General features: G+C 68.3%; 22 protein-coding genes. 11 read left to right on the forward strand and 11 right to left on the reverse strand.

What is annotated here, in order from left to right; all coding sequences use genetic code 11:
• Window positions 1-45 precede the first annotated feature (45 nt).
• From VLK31_RS27810 to glyQ, 6 genes are all read right to left on the reverse strand, one after another.
• Window positions 46-1,023 carry a M48 family metallopeptidase gene (locus VLK31_RS27810; protein ID WP_409171711.1) on the reverse strand — a complete coding sequence of 326 codons (978 nt, stop codon included), beginning with the start codon at window positions 1,021-1,023 and terminating at the stop codon, window positions 46-48.
• Window positions 1,024-1,042: 19 nt separating this feature from the next.
• Window positions 1,043-1,813: a lysophospholipid acyltransferase family protein gene (locus VLK31_RS27815; RefSeq protein ID WP_409171712.1), complete on the reverse strand. Its 771-nt coding sequence runs from the start codon at window positions 1,811-1,813 to the stop codon at window positions 1,043-1,045.
• Entirely contained in the window at window positions 1,813-2,391 is a 579-nt protein-coding gene (gene gmhB / locus VLK31_RS27820) for a D-glycero-beta-D-manno-heptose 1,7-bisphosphate 7-phosphatase (protein WP_409171713.1), read from the reverse strand. The genes VLK31_RS27815 and gmhB overlap by 1 nt, the downstream gene beginning before the upstream one ends.
• A gap of 36 nt (window positions 2,392-2,427) precedes the next feature.
• Complete coding sequence (gene glyS, locus VLK31_RS27825; RefSeq protein WP_409171714.1) at window positions 2,428-4,560, reverse strand: glycine--tRNA ligase subunit beta; 2,133 nt, start codon at window positions 4,558-4,560, stop codon at window positions 2,428-2,430.
• A gap of 95 nt (window positions 4,561-4,655) precedes the next feature.
• Window positions 4,656-5,213: a metal-dependent hydrolase gene (locus tag VLK31_RS27830; RefSeq protein ID WP_409171715.1), complete on the reverse strand. Its 558-nt coding sequence runs from the start codon at window positions 5,211-5,213 to the stop codon at window positions 4,656-4,658.
• 21 nt (window positions 5,214-5,234) lie between these two features.
• Window positions 5,235-6,143: a glycine--tRNA ligase subunit alpha gene (gene glyQ, locus VLK31_RS27835; RefSeq protein WP_093130572.1), complete on the reverse strand. Its 909-nt coding sequence runs from the start codon at window positions 6,141-6,143 to the stop codon at window positions 5,235-5,237.
• Window positions 6,144-6,403: 260 nt separating this feature from the next.
• Between glyQ and VLK31_RS27840 the strand changes: the two genes are divergently transcribed.
• Genes VLK31_RS27840 through VLK31_RS27850 form a run of 3 tightly spaced genes read left to right on the forward strand, consistent with a single transcriptional unit; the run spans window position 6,404 to window position 9,045 of the window.
• Window positions 6,404-7,381: a diacylglycerol/lipid kinase family protein gene (locus VLK31_RS27840; protein WP_409171716.1), complete on the forward strand. Its 978-nt coding sequence runs from the start codon at window positions 6,404-6,406 to the stop codon at window positions 7,379-7,381.
• Between the two features lie 7 nt (window positions 7,382-7,388).
• Window positions 7,389-8,219 (forward strand): metallophosphoesterase family protein, encoded by an 831-nt coding sequence (locus VLK31_RS27845; RefSeq protein ID WP_409171717.1) that lies wholly within the window; start codon window positions 7,389-7,391, stop codon window positions 8,217-8,219.
• Window positions 8,220-8,229: 10 nt separating this feature from the next.
• Window positions 8,230-9,045 carry a phosphatase PAP2 family protein gene (locus VLK31_RS27850; RefSeq protein WP_409171718.1) on the forward strand — a complete coding sequence of 272 codons (816 nt, stop codon included), beginning with the start codon at window positions 8,230-8,232 and terminating at the stop codon, window positions 9,043-9,045.
• 10 nt (window positions 9,046-9,055) lie between these two features.
• Here the strand turns inward: VLK31_RS27850 and VLK31_RS27855 are convergent, their stop codons facing one another.
• Complete coding sequence (locus VLK31_RS27855) at window positions 9,056-10,126, reverse strand: asparaginase (RefSeq protein ID WP_409171719.1); 1,071 nt, start codon at window positions 10,124-10,126, stop codon at window positions 9,056-9,058.
• A gap of 238 nt (window positions 10,127-10,364) precedes the next feature.
• On the opposite strand from VLK31_RS27855, the gene VLK31_RS27860 reads away from it, so the two are divergent.
• Window positions 10,365-10,997: a TetR/AcrR family transcriptional regulator gene (locus VLK31_RS27860; RefSeq protein WP_409171739.1), complete on the forward strand. Its 633-nt coding sequence runs from the start codon at window positions 10,365-10,367 to the stop codon at window positions 10,995-10,997.
• A gap of 41 nt (window positions 10,998-11,038) precedes the next feature.
• Here VLK31_RS27860 and VLK31_RS27865 read toward each other — a convergent pair whose 3' ends face one another.
• Entirely contained in the window at window positions 11,039-11,410 is a 372-nt protein-coding gene (locus VLK31_RS27865) for a hypothetical protein (RefSeq protein WP_409171720.1), read from the reverse strand.
• Between the two features lie 249 nt (window positions 11,411-11,659).
• On the opposite strand from VLK31_RS27865, the gene VLK31_RS27870 reads away from it, so the two are divergent.
• The 7 genes from VLK31_RS27870 to VLK31_RS27900 all read left to right on the forward strand — a co-directional run bounded on the left by VLK31_RS27870 (window position 11,660) and on the right by VLK31_RS27900 (window position 18,504).
• Window positions 11,660-12,181, forward strand: coding sequence for an NAD(P)H-dependent oxidoreductase (locus tag VLK31_RS27870; protein WP_409171721.1), 522 nt, complete (start codon window positions 11,660-11,662; stop codon window positions 12,179-12,181).
• On the forward strand, window positions 12,178-13,461 hold the full coding sequence (locus VLK31_RS27875; RefSeq protein ID WP_409171722.1) for an amidohydrolase family protein: 1,284 nt from the start codon (window positions 12,178-12,180) through the stop codon (window positions 13,459-13,461). Before VLK31_RS27870 ends, VLK31_RS27875 begins: the two co-directional genes overlap by 4 nt.
• Before the next feature lie 18 nt (window positions 13,462-13,479).
• A complete protein-coding gene (locus VLK31_RS27880) occupies window positions 13,480-14,343 on the forward strand; it encodes a creatininase family protein (RefSeq protein WP_409171723.1) in 864 nt (287 codons plus the stop codon).
• 73 nt (window positions 14,344-14,416) lie between these two features.
• On the forward strand, window positions 14,417-15,400 hold the full coding sequence (locus VLK31_RS27885; protein WP_409171724.1) for an ABC transporter substrate-binding protein: 984 nt from the start codon (window positions 14,417-14,419) through the stop codon (window positions 15,398-15,400).
• A 61-nt stretch (window positions 15,401-15,461) separates the two neighbouring features.
• Complete coding sequence (locus tag VLK31_RS27890) at window positions 15,462-16,298, forward strand: ABC transporter ATP-binding protein (RefSeq protein WP_409171725.1); 837 nt, start codon at window positions 15,462-15,464, stop codon at window positions 16,296-16,298.
• On the forward strand, window positions 16,295-17,116 hold the full coding sequence (locus tag VLK31_RS27895; protein ID WP_409171726.1) for an ABC transporter permease: 822 nt from the start codon (window positions 16,295-16,297) through the stop codon (window positions 17,114-17,116). The genes VLK31_RS27890 and VLK31_RS27895 overlap by 4 nt, the downstream gene beginning before the upstream one ends.
• Window positions 17,117-17,124: 8 nt before the next feature.
• On the forward strand, window positions 17,125-18,504 hold the full coding sequence (locus VLK31_RS27900; RefSeq protein WP_409171727.1) for an FAD-binding oxidoreductase: 1,380 nt from the start codon (window positions 17,125-17,127) through the stop codon (window positions 18,502-18,504).
• 18 nt (window positions 18,505-18,522) lie between these two features.
• Here VLK31_RS27900 and lnt read toward each other — a convergent pair whose 3' ends face one another.
• From lnt to VLK31_RS27915, 3 genes are all read right to left on the reverse strand, one after another.
• Window positions 18,523-20,097: an apolipoprotein N-acyltransferase gene (lnt, locus tag VLK31_RS27905; RefSeq protein WP_409171728.1), complete on the reverse strand. Its 1,575-nt coding sequence runs from the start codon at window positions 20,095-20,097 to the stop codon at window positions 18,523-18,525.
• Window positions 20,097-20,975, reverse strand: a complete 879-nt coding sequence (locus VLK31_RS27910; protein WP_409171729.1) for an HlyC/CorC family transporter — start codon at window positions 20,973-20,975, stop codon at window positions 20,097-20,099. Before VLK31_RS27910 ends, lnt begins: the two co-directional genes overlap by 1 nt.
• 109 nt (window positions 20,976-21,084) lie before the next feature.
• On the reverse strand, window positions 21,085-21,813 hold the full coding sequence (locus VLK31_RS27915; protein WP_409171730.1) for a GNAT family N-acetyltransferase: 729 nt from the start codon (window positions 21,811-21,813) through the stop codon (window positions 21,085-21,087).
• Between the last annotated feature and the right edge of the window lie 46 nt (window positions 21,814-21,859).

The raw sequence follows: 21,859 nt of genomic DNA on the forward strand, positions 1-21,859 counted from the left end.
GAGCGCGCGCTGTGCGCCCCGGCGGTCACGCCCAACGCCCTGCAGTCACGCCCAGCGAGGAACCGCCTCGTCCTTGAGCTGCTGGCGCAGCACGCCGTAGTCGGGCACCACACTTTCCACCGTTTCCCAGAACCGGTGGGAGTGGTCCATCACGCGCAGGTGCGACAGCTCGTGCGCGACCACGTAGTCGATCACCGGCAGGCGGAAGTGAATCAGCCGCCAGTTCAGGCGGATCGACCCGTCGGCGCTGGCGCTGCCCCAGCGCGTGGCCGCGTTGGACAGGCTCAGCTTGGCCCAGCGCACACCCAGCAGCGGCGCAAAGTGGTCAAGCCGCTCGATGAACAGCTTGCGCGCCTGGCGCATCAGCCAGGCCTGCGCCGCATCGCGGATCTGCGAGGGCGCCGCGTTCTGCGCCACGGCCAGCCGCAGCGCCCGGGGCGCGTCGCCTTCGGCCGCGTCGAGCGTGCCGCCCACGCTGGCAAAACCGTGCTTCGGGTCGAGCCGAATCACCACCATCTCGCCCATGAATGGAAACAGCGACCCGTCGCGCCACTCGATGCGCGTGGCCTCGACGCGCGCGTGGCGCTGCTGCGTTTCGGTGAGCTTGCGCAGGATCCAGTCCGACTTTTCGCGGATGGCCGCATCGACGTCGCGCAACGTGACCCAGCGCGGCGCCCGCACCGACAGGCCCTCGGCGCCCACCAGAAAGCCGATGGTCTTGCGCTGGCCGCGCTTGAACTCGTAGGCCACGCGCGCGGCGCCCAGCACCAGCTCGCGCGAGGCCTGGGGGTGGACGAAGCTGGCCAGGGTCAGCGTGTCGGCCAGGGGCACTGCAGGCGGTGCATGCGGGTCAAGGGGAGCGGGCGGAGCAGACGGAACAGGCGTCGTGGGTGGCGGTGCTGCCCGCTGCGGCTTCTTCAGCCGGGGCGGCCGCGCGGGCGCGGGGGGCACAGGCGCCGAGGGTGCGAACTCGCTGCCCAGCCCCTCGAAAAGGTCCATCGTGAACTGAAGCAGTTCCCCCATGTCGGGCTTTCCGTGGCCTTCAGCGCACCGCTTCTGGCGTGGCCGGCAGCGGGCTGTCGGCGTAGGCCTCGGGGTCGAGGCGGCGCATCTCGGCCTCGATCCAGGCCTCGACTTCGCGCATCAGTTCGTCGGGCTTGCGGCCCACGCTCGAAATGGCCGGGCCGATGGACACATCGACCACGCCCGGGCGCTTGATGAAAGCCTTGCGCGGCCACACCCTGGCCGAGGTGACGGCAATGGGAATCACCGGCACGCCGGTCTCGCAGGCCAGCCGCGTGCCGCCGCTCTTGTAGGTGCCCTTCTGGCCGCGCGGAATGCGCGTGCCTTCGGGGAACATGATGATCCAGATGCCTTGCGCCAGCAGCTTGCGGCCCTGGTTCACCACCTTGTTGAAGGCCTGCGCGCGCTGCGTGCGGTCGATGTGAATCATGTCCAGCCGCGCCATCGCCCAGCCAAAGAAGGGCACGTAGATCAGCTCCTTCTTGAACACGTAGGCCAGCGGATGCGGCATCAGCGTGGGCATGAGGAAGGTCTCCAGCGTGGACTGGTGCTTCACCAGCAGCACGGCACCGGCGAGCGCATCGGTCGGCAGGTTTTCCATGCCGGTGACGCGGGTCTTGATGCCCAGCAGAACGCGCGCGCCGCCAATGGCCCAGCTGAGCCAGCGCTCGGCCATCCAGTAGAGCGGAATGCCGCGCTTCCAGATGGAGCTGACGCACATGATGATGCCCCAGGGCACCACGGTGACCAGCATCCAGAGGGCATGGAGAAAGGAACGGATAAACGCCATCAGACAGTCACCTGCAGTGCGGCCCGCGCTTCGCGCGCGAGCAAAAATTCGACAAAGGCGGGGAGGTCGTTGTGGACCACCGTGTTCGCCGGGTATTCGGAAGGCAGCGGGTCCACGCCGATGCAGGCCGCGCCCATGCCGGTGAGCAACAGGTGCGGCTCGCAGCCGGCTGCCGCGCCGGCCTGCATGTCGCGCAGGCTGTCGCCGCAGGTCGGGATGCCCTTCAGGTCGATGCCGTAGCGGTCGCCAATCTGCAGGAACAGGCCCGGCTTGGGCTTGCGGCAATCGCAGTCCTCGTCGGGGCTGTGCGGGCAGTAGAAAACCGCGTCGACCTTGCCGCCCACGGCCGCGAGCATCTTGTGCATCTTGGCGTGCATGGCATTGAGCGAGGCCATGTCGAACAGCCCGCGGCCCAGGCCCGACTGGTTCGACGCCACCACCACATGCCAGCCCGCATGGTTCAGCCGCGCCACGGCCTCCAGCGCACCGGGCAGCGGCGTCCACTCGATGTCGCTTTTGACGAAATCTTCGCGGTGCACGTTGAGGGTGCCGTTGCGGTCGAGGATGACGAGTTTCATGGCAGTGCCGCCCGTGGTGGAGTCGTCAGGAAAGAATCAGACCGCCAGCCGCTCGAGCTGCGCCACGCGGTTCATCGCCGCATGCAGCGACATCAGCAACCCGAGGCGGTTCAGCCGCAGGTCGGCCTGTTCGGCGTTGACCATCACGCCGTCGAAGAAGGCGTCGACCGGCTCGCGCAGCGCGGCCAGCGTCTGCAGCGAGGCGGTGTAGTCGCCGGCGTCGAACTGCGCGTTGGCGGCTGGCACCACTTGCGCCATGGCCGCGTGCAGCGCCTTCTCGGCGGGCTCCTGCAGCAGCAGCTCGCTCACATGCGCGTCGGCCTCGGGGGCCTTCTTCAGGATGTTGCCGATGCGCTTGTTCGCGGCGGCCAGGGCGGCGGCGGCGGGCAAGGCGGCAAAGGCGCGCACCGCGGCCAGCAGCTTGGGCACTTCGCCCAGGCGCTGCGGGCGCGGGGCCAGCACGGCATCGACCTCTTGCGCACTGGCGCCCTGCTCGCGCAGGCTGCCGGCAAGGCGATCAAGAATGAAGTCCTGCAGCTCGACGGTGGCCTTGCCGCTGTCGAAACCGGCAATGTCCTTGAACTGCGCGGCGGCGTCATGCAGCAGCGCGTTCAGGTCCAGTGCGAGGTCTTTTTCGATCAGCATGCGCAGCACGCCCAGCGCATGGCGGCGCAGCGCGAACGGGTCGCGGTCGCCCGTGGGCAGGTTGCCGATGCCGAACATGCCGACCAGCGTTTCGAGCTTGTCGGCCAGCGCGACCGCCAGGCCGACATCGCCGCGCGGCAGCGTGTCGCCGGCAAAGCGTGGCTTGTAGTGGTCTTCGATGGCGTCGGCCACTTCGGCGGCCAGGCCGTCGTGCAGCGCGTAGTAGCGGCCCATGGTGCCCTGCAGCTCGGGGAACTCGCCGACCATGTCGGTCACCAGGTCGGCCTTGGCCAGTTGGGCGGCCTGCGTGGCGTGCGCGGCCAGCGTGGCGTTGCCGATCTTCTCGGCAATGGCGCGCGCGATGTGCATCACGCGCTGCACGCGTTCGCCCTGCGTGCCCAGCTTGTTGTGATAGACCACCTTGCCCAGCGACTCGACGCGCGAGGCCAGCGACTTCTTGCGGTCCTGGTCGAAGAAGAACTTGGCGTCGGCCAGGCGCGGGCGCACCACGCGCTCGTTGCCCTGGACCACCGCGCTCGCGTCCTCGGGGCTGATGTTGCTGACCACCAGAAACTGGTTGGTGAGCTTGTTCGATGCGTCGAGCAGCGGAAAGTATTTCTGGTTGGCCTTCATCGTGAGGATCAGGCATTCCTGCGGAACTTCGAGAAACTCGCGCTCGAAGCTGCAGACCAGCACGTTGGGGCGCTCGACCAGCGCGGTCACTTCGTCGAGCAGCGCGTCGTCGTCGATGGGCACGGCACCCCCGCCGACCTGCACGGCCGCGGCGGCCAGTTGGCGCGCGATGTCGGCGCGGCGGGCTTCGAAGCTGGCGATGACGGCGCCGTCTTCCTGCAGTTGCAGCGCGTAGCTGTCGGCGTTGCGCAGCACGACCGGGTCGATGGCCGCCTCGAAGCGGTGGCCGTGCGTGTCGCGCCCGGCCTTCAGGCCCAGCGCCTCGATGGGCACCACGGTGTCGCCGTGCAGCGCCACCAGGCCGTGCGCGGGACGCACGAAGCTCACGCTGGTCCAGCCGGGCATGTCGCTGCCTTCTTCGAGCTGGTAGGTCATGAGCTTGGGGATCGGCAGCTTGGCAATGGCTTCGGCCAGCGCCTTCTGCAGGGCTTCGGCCAGCGTGGCGCCCTTGGCGGTGCTTTCGTAGAACAGGGCTTCGGCCTTGCCGTCCATGGCGCGCTTCAGGCCGGGCACGGCCGAGGCGTCTGCCCCCAGCGCACCCAGGCGCTTGAGCAGCGCGGGCGTGGGCTGGCCGGCGGCATCGAGGCCCACGGCCACGGGCATGAGCTTTTGCGACACGGCCTTGTCGGCGGCGCGCTCGGCCACCTGCGTGAGGTGCGCGGCCAGGCGGCGCGGTGAGGCGTAGGCGGTGAGCACGGCGCTGGCACCGGCCAGGCCTTGCGCCACCAGCTGATCGCGCAGCACGCCGGCAAAGGCGTCACCTAGCTTCTTCAGCGCCTTGGGTGGCAATTCCTCGACAAACAGTTCGACAAGAAGGCTGGCAGACGACATGGCTCAGAGGGATAGGACGAAAACTGCGCCGCGAGCGGCGCCGGTCACGGGCGCGCAGCGATGCGGCACCGTGGAAGGGAAGAAGCTGAAGGGGCTCATGCGGCGACGGCCCCGTTGTGGTTGCGCCGGTCCGCGGCACGGCGCGCCACGAGCGCGAGCACCGACACGGCCAAAAGCGGCGCCCACACGGTCGCCATCTCGTTGAGCAGCACCGCCGCGCCGCGCGGCGAGACGAAGCGTTTCAGCGCAATGGGCGACACCTCGATGGGCCGCCACGGGCTGAAATAGCGCACGTCGTCGAGCGGCCAGAAAAAGGCGATGCCGATGCCGCCGTTGGTCAGCATGTCCAGCAGCGGATGGGACACGGTGCACAGCGCGATCCATGCCCAGCCGACCGCCCGGCGCATGCCCCAGTACGGCGCGAGCCACCAGCCGGCAAAGCCGAACAGCAACGCAAAAAGCAGGGTGTGCGTGAAGCCGCGGTGCCCCGTCATGCCGCCGTAGGCGATGCCCAGCTTGAAGGCCAGGCCGTCGAAGTCCGGCACGATGGCAGCGAGCATGCCCACCAGCAACGCCGACACCGGCACGCGCCGCGTGCCCAGCGCAATGGCTGCGCAGACGGGAACGGCGACGTGGGTGAAGACGGTGGGCATGGCGGCTGTGCGTGCGGGAGATCAGGCGGCTTTTTTGGGCGGCATCTGCGCGACCCATTCGCGCGGTGCCATCGGGAAGCCCAACCGTTCGCGGCTTTCGTAATAGCTCTGCGCCACGCTGCGCGCGAGGTTGCGGATGCGCCCGATGTAGGCAGCGCGCTCGGTCACGCTGATGGCGCCGCGCGCGTCCAGCAGGTTGAAGCTGTGCGCGGCCTTGAGCACCTGCTCGTAGGCCGGCAGCGCGAGCTGCTCGGTCATGAGGTGCTTGGCCTGCTTTTCGTGCGCGTTGAAGGCGGTGAACAGGAACTCGGCGTCGCTGTGCTCGAAGTTGTAGGTCGACTGCTCGACCTCGTTCTGCTTGTACACGTCGCCGTAGCTCAGGCCGTCGGTCCAAGTGAGGTTGTAGACGTTGTCCACGCCCTGCAGGTACATGGCCAGACGCTCCAGCCCGTAGGTGATTTCGCCAGTGATCGGCTTGCAGTCGATGCCGCCGACCTGCTGGAAGTAGGTGAACTGCGTCACTTCCATGCCGTTGAGCCACACCTCCCAGCCCAGGCCCCAGGCACCGAGCGTGGGGTTCTCCCAGTCGTCTTCCACGAAGCGGATGTCGTTCTTCTTCAGGTCGAAGCCCAGGGCTTCGAGGCTGCCGAGGTAGAGCTCCAGAATGTTCGAAGGCGCGGGCTTGAGCACGACCTGGTACTGGTAGTAGTGCTGCAGGCGGTTGGGGTTCTCGCCGTAGCGGCCGTCCTTGGGGCGGCGGCTGGGCTGCACGTAGGCGGCTTTCCAGGGTTCGGGGCCGAGCGCGCGAAGGAAGGTGGCGGTGTGCGAGGTGCCCGCGCCCACTTCCATGTCGTACGGTTGCAGCAGCGCACAGCCCTTGTCGGCCCAGTACGACTGCAGTTTGAGAATGATTTGCTGGAAGGTCAACATGAAGCTGGCCGGCGCGGGCCGGACATTGGACGGGGTAGCGCGGCGGAGCACCGCGAAAGCGGGCGATTTTACGTTCGGAGGGCAACTCTCCCACAGCGGCGCGGGAAGTCGCCTGCTGGCGGGGCCGCGCGAAGGGTGGGACAACACCCAACCTGCTGCCCGCGAAGGGCATGCCGCCCGGCTCTTTGCGCTTTTTGCAGCACTTTCCCCGCCCTGTCCTCGTTCCTCCCGCTCCTCCCCTTCCCCCTCTTCCAGAAAACATGCAAGCGCCCGAGACCGCCCCCGACGCCCCCCTGTTCATCGTGCTCAACGCCGGCTCCGGCAGCGAAGACGCGTCCGAGGCGCGCCGGGTGATCGAGGAAGGCTGCGCCGCCGCCGGGCGCAAGCACCGCATCTTTCTGATCGACGGGCCCGGCAAGGTGCAGGTGCTGGCGCGCGAGGCCGTGGAGCGGGCCCGCGCCGTGGGCGGCGTGGTGGTGGCCGCGGGCGGCGACGGCACCATCAACGCCGTGGCCCAGGCCACGCTGGGCAGCGGTTGCGCCTTCGGCGTGCTGCCGCAGGGCACCTTCAACTACTTCAGCCGCACCCACGGCATTCCACGCGACACGGCGCAGGCGCTGCACATCCTGCTGACCGAGCAGCCCCGGCCGGTGCAGGTGGGCCTGGTGAACGACCGGGTGTTTCTGGTCAACGCCAGCATGGGCCTGTACGCCGAGCTGCTGGAAGAGCGCGAAACCTACAAGGCCCGCTACGGCCGCAGCCGCTGGATTGCGCTGGGCGCGGGCCTGCTGACGGTGCTGCGCGGCCACCGGCACTGGAACCTGCGCATGGCCTGGCGCGGCAAGGAGCGCGACATTCGCACGCCCACGCTGTTCGTCGGCAACAACCCGCTGCAGTTGCATCAGGTCGGCATTCCCGAGGCCGACGTGCCCGAACAGGGCCAGCTGGCGGCCGTCGCGCTCAAGCCGGTGGGGCCGCTGTCGATGCCCGGTCTGCTGGTGCGCGGCGCGCTCGGTCGGCTGGGCGATGCCGACGAGGTGCTGAGCTTTCCGTTCGAGTCGCTCACGGTGAAGGCCAGCCGCCCGGCGGCCGCGCTGGGCGCCCGGCGCGTGAAGGTGGCGACCGACGGCGAGATCGGCTGGGTCGACATGCCGCTGCTGTTTCGCGTGTCGCCCGAGCGGCTGTGGCTGGTGCGACCGGCGGAGACGGCGCCCGAGCTGCGGGCGGCGCGGGAATGAACCGCTCATGAGTTGCCTGCTGCAGATCTCCGACCCCCACTTCGGCACCGAGCAGCCCGACGTGCTGCGCGCGCTCGAGCGGCTTTGCGGCGCGCTGGCACCGGGGCTGGTGGTGCTGTCGGGCGACATCACGCAGCGCGCCACCGTGGCGCAGTTCGCGGCCGCGCGGGCCTTTGCCGACCGGCTGGGCCCGCCGGTGCTGGCGATTCCGGGCAACCACGACATTCCGCTGTACCAGCTAGCCGCGCGCCTGTTCACGCCCTATGCGCGCTACCGGCAGGCCTTCGGCGACGACCTGGAGCCGGTGTTCGAATCGCCCGAGTGGCTGGTGGTCACGGTCAACACCACGCGCTGGTACCGCCACGAAGACGGCGCGGTTTCCGCGGCGCAGGTCGAGCGGGTGGCCCAGCGGCTGGCGACGGCCTTGCCCTCGCAGGTGCGCGTGGTGGTGACGCACCAGCCGGTGATGGTCACGCGCACGCAGGACCTGGGCAACCGCCTGCACGGGCGCGAGCGGGCGGTGGCGCGATGGAGCGCGGCCGGTGCGGACCTGATTCTGGGCGGCCACATCCATCTGCCGTTCGTGCGGCCGTTGCACGACGCGTTTGCGGGCTGCGCGCGCACGGCATGGGCGGTGCAGGCCGGCACGGCCACGTCGTCACGGGTGCGCGCCGGCCATCCCAATTCGGTGAACGTGGTACGCACGGACATGGCCGAAATTGCCGACGGCCGTCGCGCATGCCGCGTCGAACGCTGGGACTACATGGCGCGCGACAAGGCCTTCGGCTGCGCTGAAGTATTCGGGCTTTCCCTTGCCAGTGAAGTGGCGCGGCCTTAGGGTGCGCCGCATGTTGACCGAAGCTCCTCTTGTTCTTGCTGCCCAGCAGCTCGGCGCGCACGCGCTGGCCTGGTTCGTTTCTCTTCTCGCGGTGTCGGTGCTCGGTGCCGGCGCGGTCTGCCATGTGCTGCAAAAGCGCCACTTCAAGACGCAAGACACCGACGAGCCCAGCGAGCCCCGCATCGCGGTCGGGCTCGCGTCAGGCTTTGTGCTGATCCTGTTGGCGTCGAGCCTGTTCGCCTGGATTGCCTCGAACATTTCCGATGGCCGCGTGCTCGGCCAGGCCGACCATGCGCTGACCGACACCATTGCCACACACCTGCCATGGGCGGCACTGGTCGCGTTCAGCTGGGTCACGCACCTGGGCGACGCGCAGTTTCTGGCGCCGGTGTGCCTGGTGGTGGCGGCCGTGTTGTGGTGGCGCAGGCACCGTGCACTGGCGCTGGGCTGGGTGCTGGCCCTGGGCGGCATCGTGGTGCTGAACCCGGCGCTCAAGCACATCTTTGCGCGGGCCCGCCCGCTGCACGACCACGGGCTGGCGATGGAAACGAGCTACAGCTTTCCCAGCGGCCACAGCGCGGGCGCGATCGTGAGCTACGGAATGCTGCTGTACCTGGTGCTGCGCACGCTGCCTGCGCGTTGGCATGTGCCGTGTGCCATGGCCGCTGCGGGGGCCATCGTCACCATCGCGTGCAGCCGCATTTTCTTGCAGGTGCACTTTGCGAGCGATGTGGCGGCCGGCCTGCTGACCGGCCTGGCCTGGCTGCTCGTGTGCGTGAGCAGCCTGGAGTACGCGCGGCACCGCAGTCGCCGCACCGCGCGCTGAGCCCGCGGGCTCAGTACTCCCAGAAGATGCGCTGCAGTTCCTTGGTGTCGCTGGTCTTGGTCAGGGCGACCATGGCAAGAATGCGGGCCTTCTGCGGGCGCAGGTCGTGCGCCACCACCCAGTCGTACTTGTCGTCGGGCTGCTCGGCGTTGCGAATGACAAAGCCGTCGGGCACGCGCGAGCTGCGAATGACGATCACGCCGTCGGCGCGCGCCTTCTGCAGGTTAGGCACGATGCGGTCGGCCACCGAGCCGTTGCCCGTGCCGCCATGGATCAGCGCCTTCACGCCGCTCTTGGCAATGGCGTCGATGGCAACCGAAGACACGCCTTCGTAGCCCATCGCAATTTCCACCGGCGGCAGCGCGCTGATGCTGTCGATGTCGAACTCCGAGTTCATGGTGTGGCGCTTCACCGGTGCGCGGAACCAGTAGTTGCGCCCCTCGACGATCATGCCCAGCGGGCCCCACTGGCTGGAGAACGCGTTGGTCTTGATGTTGACGTTCTTGCTCACGTCGCGGCCGCTGTCGATGTTGTCGTTCATCGTCACCAGCACGCCCTTGCCCATGGCGTCCTTGCTGCCCGCCACGTTGACCGCGTCGTACAGGTTGAGCGCGCCGTCGGCCGACAGCGCGGTGCCCGGACGCATCGAGCCGACCACCACGATCGGCTTGGCGGTGTGCACCGTGAGCGTGAGGAAGTAGGCGGTTTCTTCGAGCGTGTCGGTGCCGTGCGTGATGACGATGCCGTCCACGTCGGGCTGCTTGGACAGCGCCGAGACGCGCTTGGCCAGCGTCAGCAGGTTGTCGTTGGTGAGGCTTTCCGATGCCACCTGAAACACCTGCTCGCCGCGCACGTTGGCCACCTTGGCAAGTTCGGGCAGGCCGGCGATGAGCTTCTCCACACCGACCTTGGCCGCCGCGTAGGTGGCGCTGTTGACGGCGGAGGCGCCCGCGCCCGCGATGGTGCCGCCGGTGGCGAGGATCACCACGTTGGGCAATGCCTGCTGCGCCTGCGCGAGCGCGCTGGCCGCCAGCAGTGCGGTGCCGGCCGCAAGGGCCCTGAAACGGGGAGAAAGGTACATGGAGAGCTCCTGTGTTGAAGTGGAATCTTTGAGGGCGGCGAGGAAGATACATGAACCATGCCCGCATGCTTCGTGCCGCCATGCGTGCATGGCATGCAGTCATGCGCGAAGGATTACCATCGGCCGCGAACCCTGCCGTCCCCCCGCCCGGCCCCCGCCTGCACCCCCGCTTCCGCTTGCCATGACCGCCGATTCCGCCGCCCTGCCCGCCCCCCTTCCTGCCTCCATCGCCCAGGAAATGCCCGCCCCCGACGGCCCGCTGTCGCGCGCGCGCCCTGGGCGCGAGCGCATCATGGCGGCGATCCGCACGGCAGCCGTCACCGAATTCAGCCTGCACGGGCTGAAGGGCACCTCGACCCAGGCCATTGCCGCGCGGGCCGGCCTCACCAAGCCCCAGCTGCACTACTACATCGTGGGCAAGGAAGAGCTCTACGAAGAGCTGCTGCTGCAGGTGCTGCATGCGTGGAAGGTGGTGTTCTCGTTCGAGGACGCGAGCGACCCTGCCACGGTGCTGGGCAACTACATCCGCAAGAAGATCGACCACGCCATCGACAGCCCCGAGATGTCGCGCATCTTCACGCGCGAGATTCTGGACGGCGGGCGCAACCTGGACCGCTACTGGCCCAACGCGCGCAGCTGGACGCAGAAGAAGGTCGACATCATCAACGGCTGGATCGCGCGCGGGCAGATGCGCCCGCTGGACGCGCGCATTCTGCTGATGCACATCTGGGCCATGACCCAGAGCTATGCCGACTACGCCATTCAAACGCGCGTGATGCTCGGCCTGCCACCCGACGCGCCCATCGACCGCGAGCCCATTGCGCGCGAGCTGGTGGCCTTTGTGCTGAACGGCTGCGGCATCAAGGCCTGAAGCGGCCCGGCAGTTCGAAGGTAGTTTGAAACCGGCACGGTCTAGAGGCCGTGCACGATCCAGGTGTCGCCCGGGCCGGTGGGCACGCGCACGGTGTTCTCGCCGATGCGATCGAAGCGGTACTCGCGCCCGCCGATGACGATCGATTTCATGTTGGTCCACACCCGGTAGTCGTAGCCGCCCGCCGCCGGCGTGACCTGCAGCACGCGGAACACCGGCGGCACGACCACGCTGAGGTGGAGCTGCGCCGAGGCGCTGCCAGCGCCCTCGATACCGTTGGCACGGCCGTCCGGCTGCGCCAGGCATAGCGCCGGAACCAGCGACAACAACAGCAGCAGCAACCGCGACAGCGGTGGCACCCCCACTGCCGCGCCGCCCGCGCGGCGCCCCCATTCAAGCCAACGTTCCCGCATACACCCGATCCGACAAGACAAAAGTTCGGGCGCTGCAAGAGCGCCCGGCTTTCGGATATCGGCAGCCTGGGGCGGAACTGAAGGGCGGCTTGTTCGCCTTGCCCCCGCCCCAGGCCGGTGCATGCACCTTGGCACGTGGCTTGCATAACCTGACCACTTGCTCTGATTAAGCGGTCAAACACACCATGCGCGTGCTCGTCGTCTATTGCCCCGGTCGAAACCAGCTTCCATGCCGCCCTGCACCAGGAGGTGCTGAAGAACCTGCGCGCCGCCGGGCACGAGGTGGACGACTGCGACCTGTATGCCGAAGGCTTCAACCCGGTGCTGTCGCGCGAAGAGCGCCTGGGCTACCACGAGGTGCCGGCCAACCAGCTGCCGCTGGCGCCTTATGTGGCGCGGCTGCAGTGGGCCGAAGCCATCGTGTTCTGCTTTCCGACCTGGTGCTTCGGCCTGCCGGCCATGCTGAAGGGCTACTTCGACCGGCTCTTCATGCCGGGCGTGGCCTTCGACATCAGCGACCCGGCCAACGTGAAGCCGATGCTCACGCACATCAAGCGCATCAGCGCCGTGGTCACTTACGGCCGGCCGCGCTGGGTGGCCATGTACATGGGCGACCCGCCGCGCAAGATCGTCACGCGGTACTTGAAGCGGCTCACCGGCCAGGGCGCCAAGGTGGACTACCACGCCCACTACCACATGAACGTGGCGACCGAGCCCCAGCTGAAGCGCTTCATGGCGCGCGTGGGCCAGGCCATGGCGCGCTTCGCATGAACACGCCCGCCCTGCTGAACAACGTGCGGCTGCCGCGCTGGCTGCTGCCGACCGACTGGCCGCAGCACGAGGGCGTGCCGGTGCTGGCGCGCATTGCCATCGAGGCCGGCCGCGTGCAGTCGGTGCGGCCCGCGACCGACGATGCGGCATCCGCCACTGCCTGGGACCTTGCCGGCACGCTGGCCCTGCCCGGCTTCGTCGATGCCCACACGCACCTGGACAAGGCCTTCACCCTGCCGCGCATGAAGCAGGTGCAGCCCGGCCTGCTGGGCGCCATCGACGCGATGCTCAGCGACCGCGTGCACTGGACCCCCGCCGACGTGCGCGAGCGCGCCACGCGCGGTCTGCAGTGGGCCTGGGAATGCGGCACCACCCACGTGCGCACCCACGTCGACTGGTGGGAGCCCGAGTCGCTGCCGATGGCTTGGCCCGTGATGGCCGAGCTGGCGCAGGAATGGGCCGGCAAGGTGCGCCTGGAGCAGGTGAGCCTCATCAAGCTGCCGCTGTTCGAGGACGCGGCGCAGGCCATGCGCCTTGCGAAACAGGTGAAGGCCACCGGCCCGCACGCGCTGCTCGGCGGCTTCGTGCACTCCACCAACTGGAGCGAGAACGCGCTGCGCAACCTGCTGGTGTCGGCGCAGGCCTGCGACCTGGACATCGACCTGCATGTCGACGAAGAACTCAACGCGGCGGCGGTCGGCCTGCAGACCACCGCGCGCATCCTGCGCGAGATCGGCTACGAAGGCCGCGTGGTCTGCGGCCACATCTGCGCGCTTGCGGCCCAGCCCGAGGCGCAGGCCTTTGCCACGCTCGACGCGGTGGCGCGCGCGCCAATCACGGTGGTGTCGCTGCCCGCCACCAACCTGCTGCTGCAGGACGCCGTCACCGGCCGCACGCCGCGCCTGCGCGGCATCACGCTGGTGAAAGAAGCGCGCGAGCGCGGCATTCCGCTGCTGTTTGCCAGCGACAACGTGCAAGACCCGTTCTGCCGGCTCGGCAGCTTCGACCCTGTGGAGGCGCTGGGCACGGCCGCACTGGTGGCGCAGCTCGACGAGCCCTTCGACACCTGGTCGCAGGCGCTGTGCCGCGGCGACTGGCTGCGGCGCACGCCTGCTTCCACCTCCGCTTTCGCGCAGCCCACGCTGGTCGGCGAGCGCGCCGACCTGGTGCTCTTCAACGACGCCGACCGCCACGGCTGGCCCTCGCGCACCGCCAACCGCGTGGTGCTGCGCGACGGCCGCGTGACGCGCGGCAATGCCACCCCCTTCCTCCCCCGATAACGAACCGCAAGGCTTCCCATGCTCCACGGCTACATTCCGCCCCACCGCTTCCTGCCCTACCTGAGCTGGACCGAAATTGCCGCGCTGCCCGACCGCGAGAACACGGTCATCGTGCTGCCCTGCGGTGCCATCGAGCAGCACGGCCCGCACCTGCCGTGCTCGGTCGACAGCGTGATCTCCTCGGGCGTGATGGGCAAGGCACTGGAAAAGCTGCCGGCCGACGTGCGCGCCTTTGCGCTGCCCACCATCACCTACGGCAAGTCTGAAGAGCATCTGCACTTTCCGGGCACCATGACGCTCACGGGCACCACGCTGCTTGCAACGGTGATCGAAATCGGCGAGTCGGTGTACCGCTCGGGCTTTCGCAAGCTGCTGTTCGCCAACGGCCACGGCGGCCAGCCGCAGGTGCTGGAGATGGCGGCGCGCGAACTGCGCCTGCGCCACGGCGACTTCGTGATCGTGCCGCACGGCGTGTCTCGCCTGCCCAGCGCGGCCAGCCAGCAGGTGAGCGAGCAGGAGAAAAAGCTCGCCATGCACGCGGGCCATTCCGAGACCGCGCTCATGCTCGCGCTGGCGCCCGAGACGGTGCACATGGAACGCGCGGTCGCCAACTTTCCGCCGCCCTTTCCCATCAAGCTGCTGTCGGCCGACGGACGCCCGGCCTGCGCATGGACCGCGCGCGACTTTGGCCCGAGCGGCGTCATCGGCGACCCGACCACCGCCACGCGCGAACAGGGCCACGCCATTCTGGACACGCTCTCCGACAGCTGGGTGCAGGCACTGACCGAGCTGTACGCGCTGCGCTGGGTCGTGCGCGAAGAGGCCACCTGGGAGCGCGGCAACCAGCAGGGTTTCATTCAGCAGAGCTTCACGCCGGCCTGAGCCTGCTTCTTGCATCGACCGCATTCATCGCGTTCTTTTTTTCTTCATCCAGCCCTTCGAGAGGTCCCACCCCATGCGCTCCTTCGCACTGTCCCTGGCCGGCGCCGCCGCCATCGCCTTCCTTGCTGCCGCGCCCGCGCGGGCCGAGGACAAGTTCACCTACATGACCAACTGGTACGCGCAGGCCGAGCACGGCGGCTTCTACCAGGCACTGGCCCTGGGCCTCTACAAGAAAGCCGGCCTGGACGTGACCATCAAGATGGGCGGCCCGCAGGTCAACATCACGCAGATGATGGCCGCCGGCCAGGCCGACTGCATCATGGGTTCGAGCGACATTCAGATGATGCAGGTGCGCGAAGGCGGCGTGCCGGTGGTCAACGTGGCGGCCTTCTTCCAGAAAGACCCGCAGGTGCTCATCGCGCACGACGACGTGAAGAAGTTCGAAGACCTGAAGGGCAAGACGCTGCTCATCGGCGCGCAGGCGCAACGCGGCTACTGGCCGTGGCTGAAGGCCAAGTTCGGCTTCACCGACGAGCAGACGCGGCCCTACACCTTCAACATTCAGCCCTTCGTGGCCGACAAGAACGCCGCGCAGCAGGGCTACCTCACCTCCGAGCCCTACGCCATCCAGAAGGCCGGCGTGAAGAGCACCGTGCTGATGTTCAGCGACCACGGCTTCCCGGCGTACGCCACCACGGTGTCGTGCATGGAGAAGACGCTGAAGGACCGCAACAAGCAGGTCGCCGCGTTCGTGAAGGCCTCGGCCGAAGGCTGGAAGAGCTACCTGGCCGACCCGGCGCCCGCCAACGCGCTGATCAAGAAAGACAACCCCAACATGACCGACGACCAACTGGCCTACAGCGTGGCCAAGCTCAAGGAGATGGGAATGATCACCGGCGGCGACGCGGCCAAGCTCGGCATTGGCGTGATGACCGACGCGCGCGCCAAGGCGAGCTACGACTTCCTGGTGAGCGCCAAGCTGCTCGACCCGGCGAAGGTGGAGCTTGCAAAGACCTACTCCACCGAGTTCATCAAAGACGCCAAGGTTCTGCCCTGACGCGCCTTTGCCCTGAAACCAGGCGGCCGCGCACAGCGGCCGTTCTCGAAAGGCCTCACGCATGAACCGCATCGAACCCCACACCCTGGCGCCCCCGCCCGACCGCACACCGCTGGTGCCCGCCGTCGAGGTGCTGTCGGCCGAGAAGACTTACCCCAACGGCACGCAGGCGCTGCTGCCGGTGGACCTGTCGATCGCCGAAGGCGAATTCGTCACGCTGCTCGGCCCCTCGGGCTGCGGCAAGAGCACGCTGCTGAAGATGGTGGCGGGCATGCTCGAACCCAGCGACGGCCGCCTGCTGGTGTGGCGCAAGCCGGTGAGCCAGCTGCACGACAGCGCACGCAAGATGTCCTTCGTGTTCCAGTCGCCCACGCTCATGCCGTGGGCCAGCGTGCAGACCAACGTGCGACTGCCGCTGGACCTGGCCGGCGTGCCGCGCAAGGAAGCCGATGCGCGGGTTGCGGAATCGCTTGCGCTGGTGGGGCTGGAAAAGTTTGCCGGCGCGCTGCCACGGGCGCTGTCTGGCGGCATGCAGATGCGCGTGTCGATTGCGCGCGGCCTGGTCACGCAACCCGACCTGCTGCTGATGGACGAGCCCTTTGGCGCGCTCGACGAAATCACGCGCCACAAGCTCGACGCCGACCTGCTGGAGCTGTGGCGCAAGAAGAAGCTCACGGTGATCTTCGTGACGCACTCCATTCACGAGGCGGTGTTCCTGTCGACCCGCGTGGTGATGATGGCCGCGCGGCCGGGCCGCGTGGTGGAGCAGTTCGCCATCGACGAGCCCTACCCGCGCAGCGCCGACTTCATGGTGACGCCGGCATTCGCACGCCAGGCCAAGCAGCTGCAGGACAGCCTGCTGCGCGCCAGCAGCCACGACGAGGAGGCCGCGCGATGACCGCCGCCGCAACCAAGCAACGCGTTCCCCTGCTGAACCAGCCGCGCGTGCAGCGTGTGCTCTACCCGCTGCTGATTGGCGTGGTGCTGGTCGCGCTGTGGCAATGGATGGTGGTGGCCATGGAGCTGCCGGCCTACCTGGTGCCCTCGCCCTATCTGATGATGCAGACGCTGGTGACCGACTGGGCGCCGCTGGGCAGCGCGCTGCTGGTCACGCTGAAGATCACGGTGCTGTCGTTCCTGCTGGCCACGGTGGCGGGCGTGGTCATCTCGTTTCTGTTCGTGCAGAGCAAGCGCATCGAGACCGCGCTGTTCCCGTATGCCGTGCTGCTACAGGTGACGCCCATCGTGGCGGTAGCGCCGCTGATCATCATCTGGGTGAAGAACCCGGTGGCGGCCATGACGGTGTGCGCGGCGCTGGTGGCGCTGTTTCCCATCATCAGCAACACCACGCTGGGGCTGCGCAGCATCGACCCCGACCTGCAGAGCTACTTCAAGCTGAACCGCGCCACGCGCTGGCAGCAACTGGTGCGCCTGCGCATTCCCAGCGCGCTGCCGTACTTCTTCGGCGGGCTGCGCATCTCCAGCGGCCTGGCGCTGATCGGCGCGGTGGTGGCGGAGTTTGTAGCCGGCACGGGCGGCTCGGGCGCAGGGCTGGCGTACCAGATCTTGCAGGCGGGCTTCCAGCTGAACATTCCGCGCATGTTCGCGGCGCTGCTGCTCATTTCCCTCACCGGTGTCGCGCTCTTCGTGCTGATGGCCTGGCTCACCAAGCTGGCGCTGGGCTCGTGGCACGCGAGCGAACTTTCCCAGGATTGAACTTGACCATGAACGCTCCCGCCTCCGTCATCGAGCAACTGCTGCTCGAGCTCCCCGACCTCGACTGGATCACCGACGAAGGCCGCGTCACGCGGCTCTCGCAAGACTTCTCCTGGTTCAGCCCGGTGCTCACGCGCCAGCTGAAGGACAAGCGCGCCGACGTGGTCGTGCGGCCGCGCACCGAAGAAGAAATTCGCGCCGTGGTGGGTGCCTGCGCGCGCCGCGGCGTGCCCATCACCATTCGCGGCAGCGGCACCGGCAACTACGGCCAGACCACGCCCTTGGACGGCGGCGTGGTGCTCGACATGACGGGCTACAACGCCTGCCTGTGGGTGCGCCCCGGCGTGGCGCGCGCGCAGGCGGGCATCCGCCTGGGCGAACTGGAGAAGCAGACCAGGCCCACCGGGCAGGAGATGCGCTGCGTGCCTTCCACCTACCGCAGCGCCACGCTGGGCGGGCTGTTCGGCGGCGGCTTCGGCGGCGTGGGCTCCATCAATTACGGGCCGTTGAGCGCGCCGGGCAACGTGATCGGCATTCGCGCGATGACCATCGAGGCACAGCCGCAGATGGTCGAGCTGCGCGGCCCCGACGCCATGCGTATGCACCACCTGTGGGGCACCAACGGCCTGGTGCTGGAGCTGGAGATTGCGCTGGCACCGGCGCACCCGTGGCTCGAAACGCTGGTGACCTTCGACAACTTCGAGAACGCGCTGAACTTTGCCGACAAGCTCGCGAACGCGCCGGGCATCGTGAAGCGCGGCGTGTCGTTCTTTGCGGCGCCCATCTCCGACCACCTTGCGCAAATGGCCGCGCACCTGCCCAAGGGCTGCCACACGGTGCTGTCGCTGGTGGCCGAGTCGAACGAGCCCGCAATGCTGCTGCTGGTGGACGCGCACGGCGGCACCGTGAGCTACCGCAAGACGGCGGCCGAGGTGCAAAAGAGCAACCGCACGCTGATGGAGTTCACCTGGAACCACACCACGCTGCATGCGCTGAAGATCGACCCGACGCTGACCTATCTGCAGAGCGGCTTCATTCCCGGCAAGCATGTCGAGCAGATCATCGAGATGGAAAAGCTGCTGGGCGGCGAGGTGATGATGCACACCGAGTTCATCCGCAACGTGGCGGGACTCATGACCTGCAGCGGGCTGCAGCTGGTGCGCTTCAGCACCGAAGAGCGGCTGAACGAGATCATGGACATCCACCGCGCGCACAACGTGCACATCAACAACCCGCACGTGAACATCGTGGAAGACGGCAAGGCGGGCGGGCCGCTGCCGCCGGAAGTGATCGAGGTGAAGAAGCGCTTCGACCCGCTGGGCTTGCTGAACCCGGGCAAGCTGCGCGACTGGCCGGTGAAGGCGCATCCCGCCGCTTCGCGGACCTGAGCTTGCGCGGCCTGAACTTCAGCGCTGGCGACGGCGCAGCAGGAAGGCCGCGGCCACGGTGCCCATCGCCAGCAGCCACAGCGGCCACAGCCCGAAGGGCGCCACCCAGCGCGCATACGGCGTGAGGCCGCGGCGGCCTTCCACGCTGGCTTCGAGCACGCCGCGCGTGAGGCGCGGGAGCGCGTGCGTCACGCGGCCCGTGGCGTCGATGACGACCGTGGCGCCGGTGTTGGTGGCGCGCACCATCGGCCGCGCGAACTCCAGCGCGCGCATGCGCGAAATGGACAGGTGCTCGTCGATGGCCACCGAGTCGCCGAACCATGCGATGTTGCTCACGTTGAGCAGGATGGTGGGGGCGGTGGCCTCGTCCTTGAAGTTGGCACCGATCTCGTCGCCGAACAAGTCTTCGTAGCAGATGTTGGGCGCGATGCGCTGGCCCTGCCAGAGGAACGGCGCCTGCGCGAGACCGCCGCGCTCGAAGTCACCCAGCGGAATGTTCATCAGCTGAATGAACCAGCGAAAGCCCGTGGGAATGAATTCACCGAACGGCACGAGGTGGTGCTTGCTGTACGTGTACACGCGTGCGGCACCGGGCTGGAAGCCGAGCACCGAGTTGCTGTAGGTGTCCTGCCCGCCAAGCCCCGTCATGGGCAGGCCGACGATGGCCGCTTGCGTGCCCTGGCTGTAGCGCGCCTGAACGGCTTCAAGGTAGCCGGCGGGCAGCTGTTGCGGGAGCAGCGGCAGCGCGGTTTCGGGTGTGACAACGAGCGAGGCCTTGGCGTCGCGCAGTTGCTCGCCGTACCAGCGCAGTGCGGTTTCGATGCCGCCACCGGGAACGAATTTTTCGTCCTGCGGGATGTTGCCCTGCAGCAGCGCGACCTGCAGGTTGCCGGTGGCGCCCTTGTCGCCCTGCACGTCACTGCGCAGCGGTGCCGCCAGTTGCGGCGCGACGAACACGAGGGCCAGCAAGGCCACGCCCAGCGCGGTCTCGGGCGCGCGCAAGGGCCGGTGCAGGGCAACCAGCGCCACGGCCAGCGCAGCCGCCGCGCCAATGCCGTACACGCCCACCCAGGGCGCAAGCGCGGCCAGAGGGCCTTCGACATGCGCATAGCCGCCAGCGCCCCACGGGAACCCCGTGAACCAGCTGCCGCGCACCAGCTCCGCAATCGTCCAGAGCGCAGCGAAGACGAACGCGCCGGTCACGCGCCCCTTCGGCCCCCGCGCCACGAACCAGGCAGCCGCTGCGGCGTAGTAAAGCCCCAGTGCTGCCGCCAGCGCCAGCACGGCGATGGCCGCCAACGGCGCTGGGAGCCCGCCGTAGGTGTGCATCGAGATGTAGAGCCACCAGAAGCTGCCGGTGAGCCATGCGGTAGAGAACAGCCAGCCGTGCAGGCCGGCCCGGCGCCAGCCCGCGCCCTGGTCGCGCAAGCCGTCGAGCAGCCACACGAAGGCGCCGAGCGACAACAGTTGCAGCCACCACAGCGGCTTGCCGCCCGCGGGCGATGCCATCGACAGCGCCTGTGCCAGCCCCGCGGCAGCGAAGCCGAGCAGACGAAACAGGTTGGCGGAAGAAGAAGCCGGCGCGCCGCGCATCAGTCGGCCGCGTCGCCGCCGCGGGCCGGGGACACCTTGAACCAGCGCACCGCGCCGCCCTTGGTGTGCAGCACCACGAAGTCGAAGCCGCCAATGGCGTGATGCTCGCCGCGCTTGGGCACGTGGCCCATCTCGTGCGCGACCAGCCCGCCGATGGTGTCGAAGTCTTCGGTGAGCTGCTCTTCGTCGAACACGATGCCGAAGGCCTCGGCCACGCGCTCGATGGGCGTGTCGCCCGACACCCGGTAGGTGTGGTCGGCCAGGCCGAAGATGTCGCCTTCGTCCTCGGCAATGTCGAACTCGTCCTCGATCTCGCCGACGATCTGCTCGAGCACGTCCTCGATGGTGATGAGGCCGGCCACGCGGCCGAACTCGTCGATGACGATGGCCAGGTGGTTGCGGTTGCCGCGGAACTCGCGCAGCAGGTCGTTCAGGCCCTTGCTCTCGGGCACGAAGGTGGCCGGGCGCAGCAGTGCGCGAATGTTCAGGCCCGGCGCGCGCTGCAGCTTGAGCAGGTCCTTCGCGAGCAGGATGCCGATGATGTTTTCTTTTTCGCCCTCGTACACCGGAAAGCGCGAGTGCGCGGTGTCGATCACCAGGTGCAGCAACGCGTCGTAGGGCGCGTCGATGTTCACGGTGTCCATGCGCGGCGCGGCGACCATGACGTCGCCTGCGGTCATGTCGGCCATGCGCAGCACGCCTTCGAGCATCACGCGCGACTCGGCGCCGATCACCTCGTTGTCCTCGGCGTCCGCCAGGGTTTCGATCAGCTCGTCGCGCGAGTCGGGACCGGGGTGGATGAATTCGGCAAGCTTCTGGAGGAAGCCGCGCTTGTCTTCCCGTTCAACGGGAGCGCGTTCAGGGTGAGGTTCGGCCACTGCGGGAGGGCGTAGTTGAAGAGCCGCAAGGATACCGGATTGCACATGACAGGCGCCACCGCACGGGCGTTATGGGCCGTGCCGTGCCTTTGCACAGGCTCTGGCAGGCTCAGGAACCGGATTTGCGCCGCGCCGCGCGCATGCCGCTGCGCACTTCCTGCAGGCTGGCCAGGAAGGACCAGAACTGCTTGGCGCGGCTCTTGAGCGCGAAGTCGACCGCGGCGTAGTGCGCCAGCGCAATCTCGCTCATGCGGCTGTCGAAGGTGGCGCTGGGCAGTTGCAGGTGGGCTTCGGCCTCGGAGCCGCTGCGCACCACGGTGGCGCCGGCGTTGCGGGCGATCTTCAGCATGGCGGCGTTTTCGCTCAGCGCATGAATGAAGAGCATGCCCACGCCTTCGTTGCGGGCCACGACCACGGCGCGCTCGAACAGGCGGGCGCCGTAACCGCGGCCGCGCGCGTGCGCCGAGACCGATACGCCGAATTCAGCGCAGTCGCTGTGCTGGTCGCCGGGCGCGAAGGCCAGGTGGGCCATGGCGATCAGGTCGAGGCGGCGGTTGTAGATGCCGAAGAGCTCGTCGCGCTCGAAGTCCAGGCTGTCGACGTAGCGCTGCACCTGTTCGTCGGCCGCCGCGTAGCCGAAACGCAGGTAGCGGTCGTGCGGGGTGAGGTCGAGCAGGTGGCGCGCAATGCGCTCGCGTTCGCGTGGACCGATCGAGCGGATCGGCACCATCACCGGTTGAGGGTTGCTGGTGGCGCGTGGTTGCGCCTCAACCATCGGCGCTTTCAGGAAAGAGCCAAGGCCGAGAGACGCTTTGAGAAGGGTCTTGGCGGTGAGCATGCGTCGAATGTAAGGGTTTTCCCTTAATCAACAAGGCCACAGGGGC

Origin of the sequence: Variovorax sp. H27-G14, from assembly GCF_046156345.1 — a bacterium.
In the GTDB taxonomy this organism is placed as follows: Bacteria; Pseudomonadota; Gammaproteobacteria; order Burkholderiales; family Burkholderiaceae_C; genus Variovorax.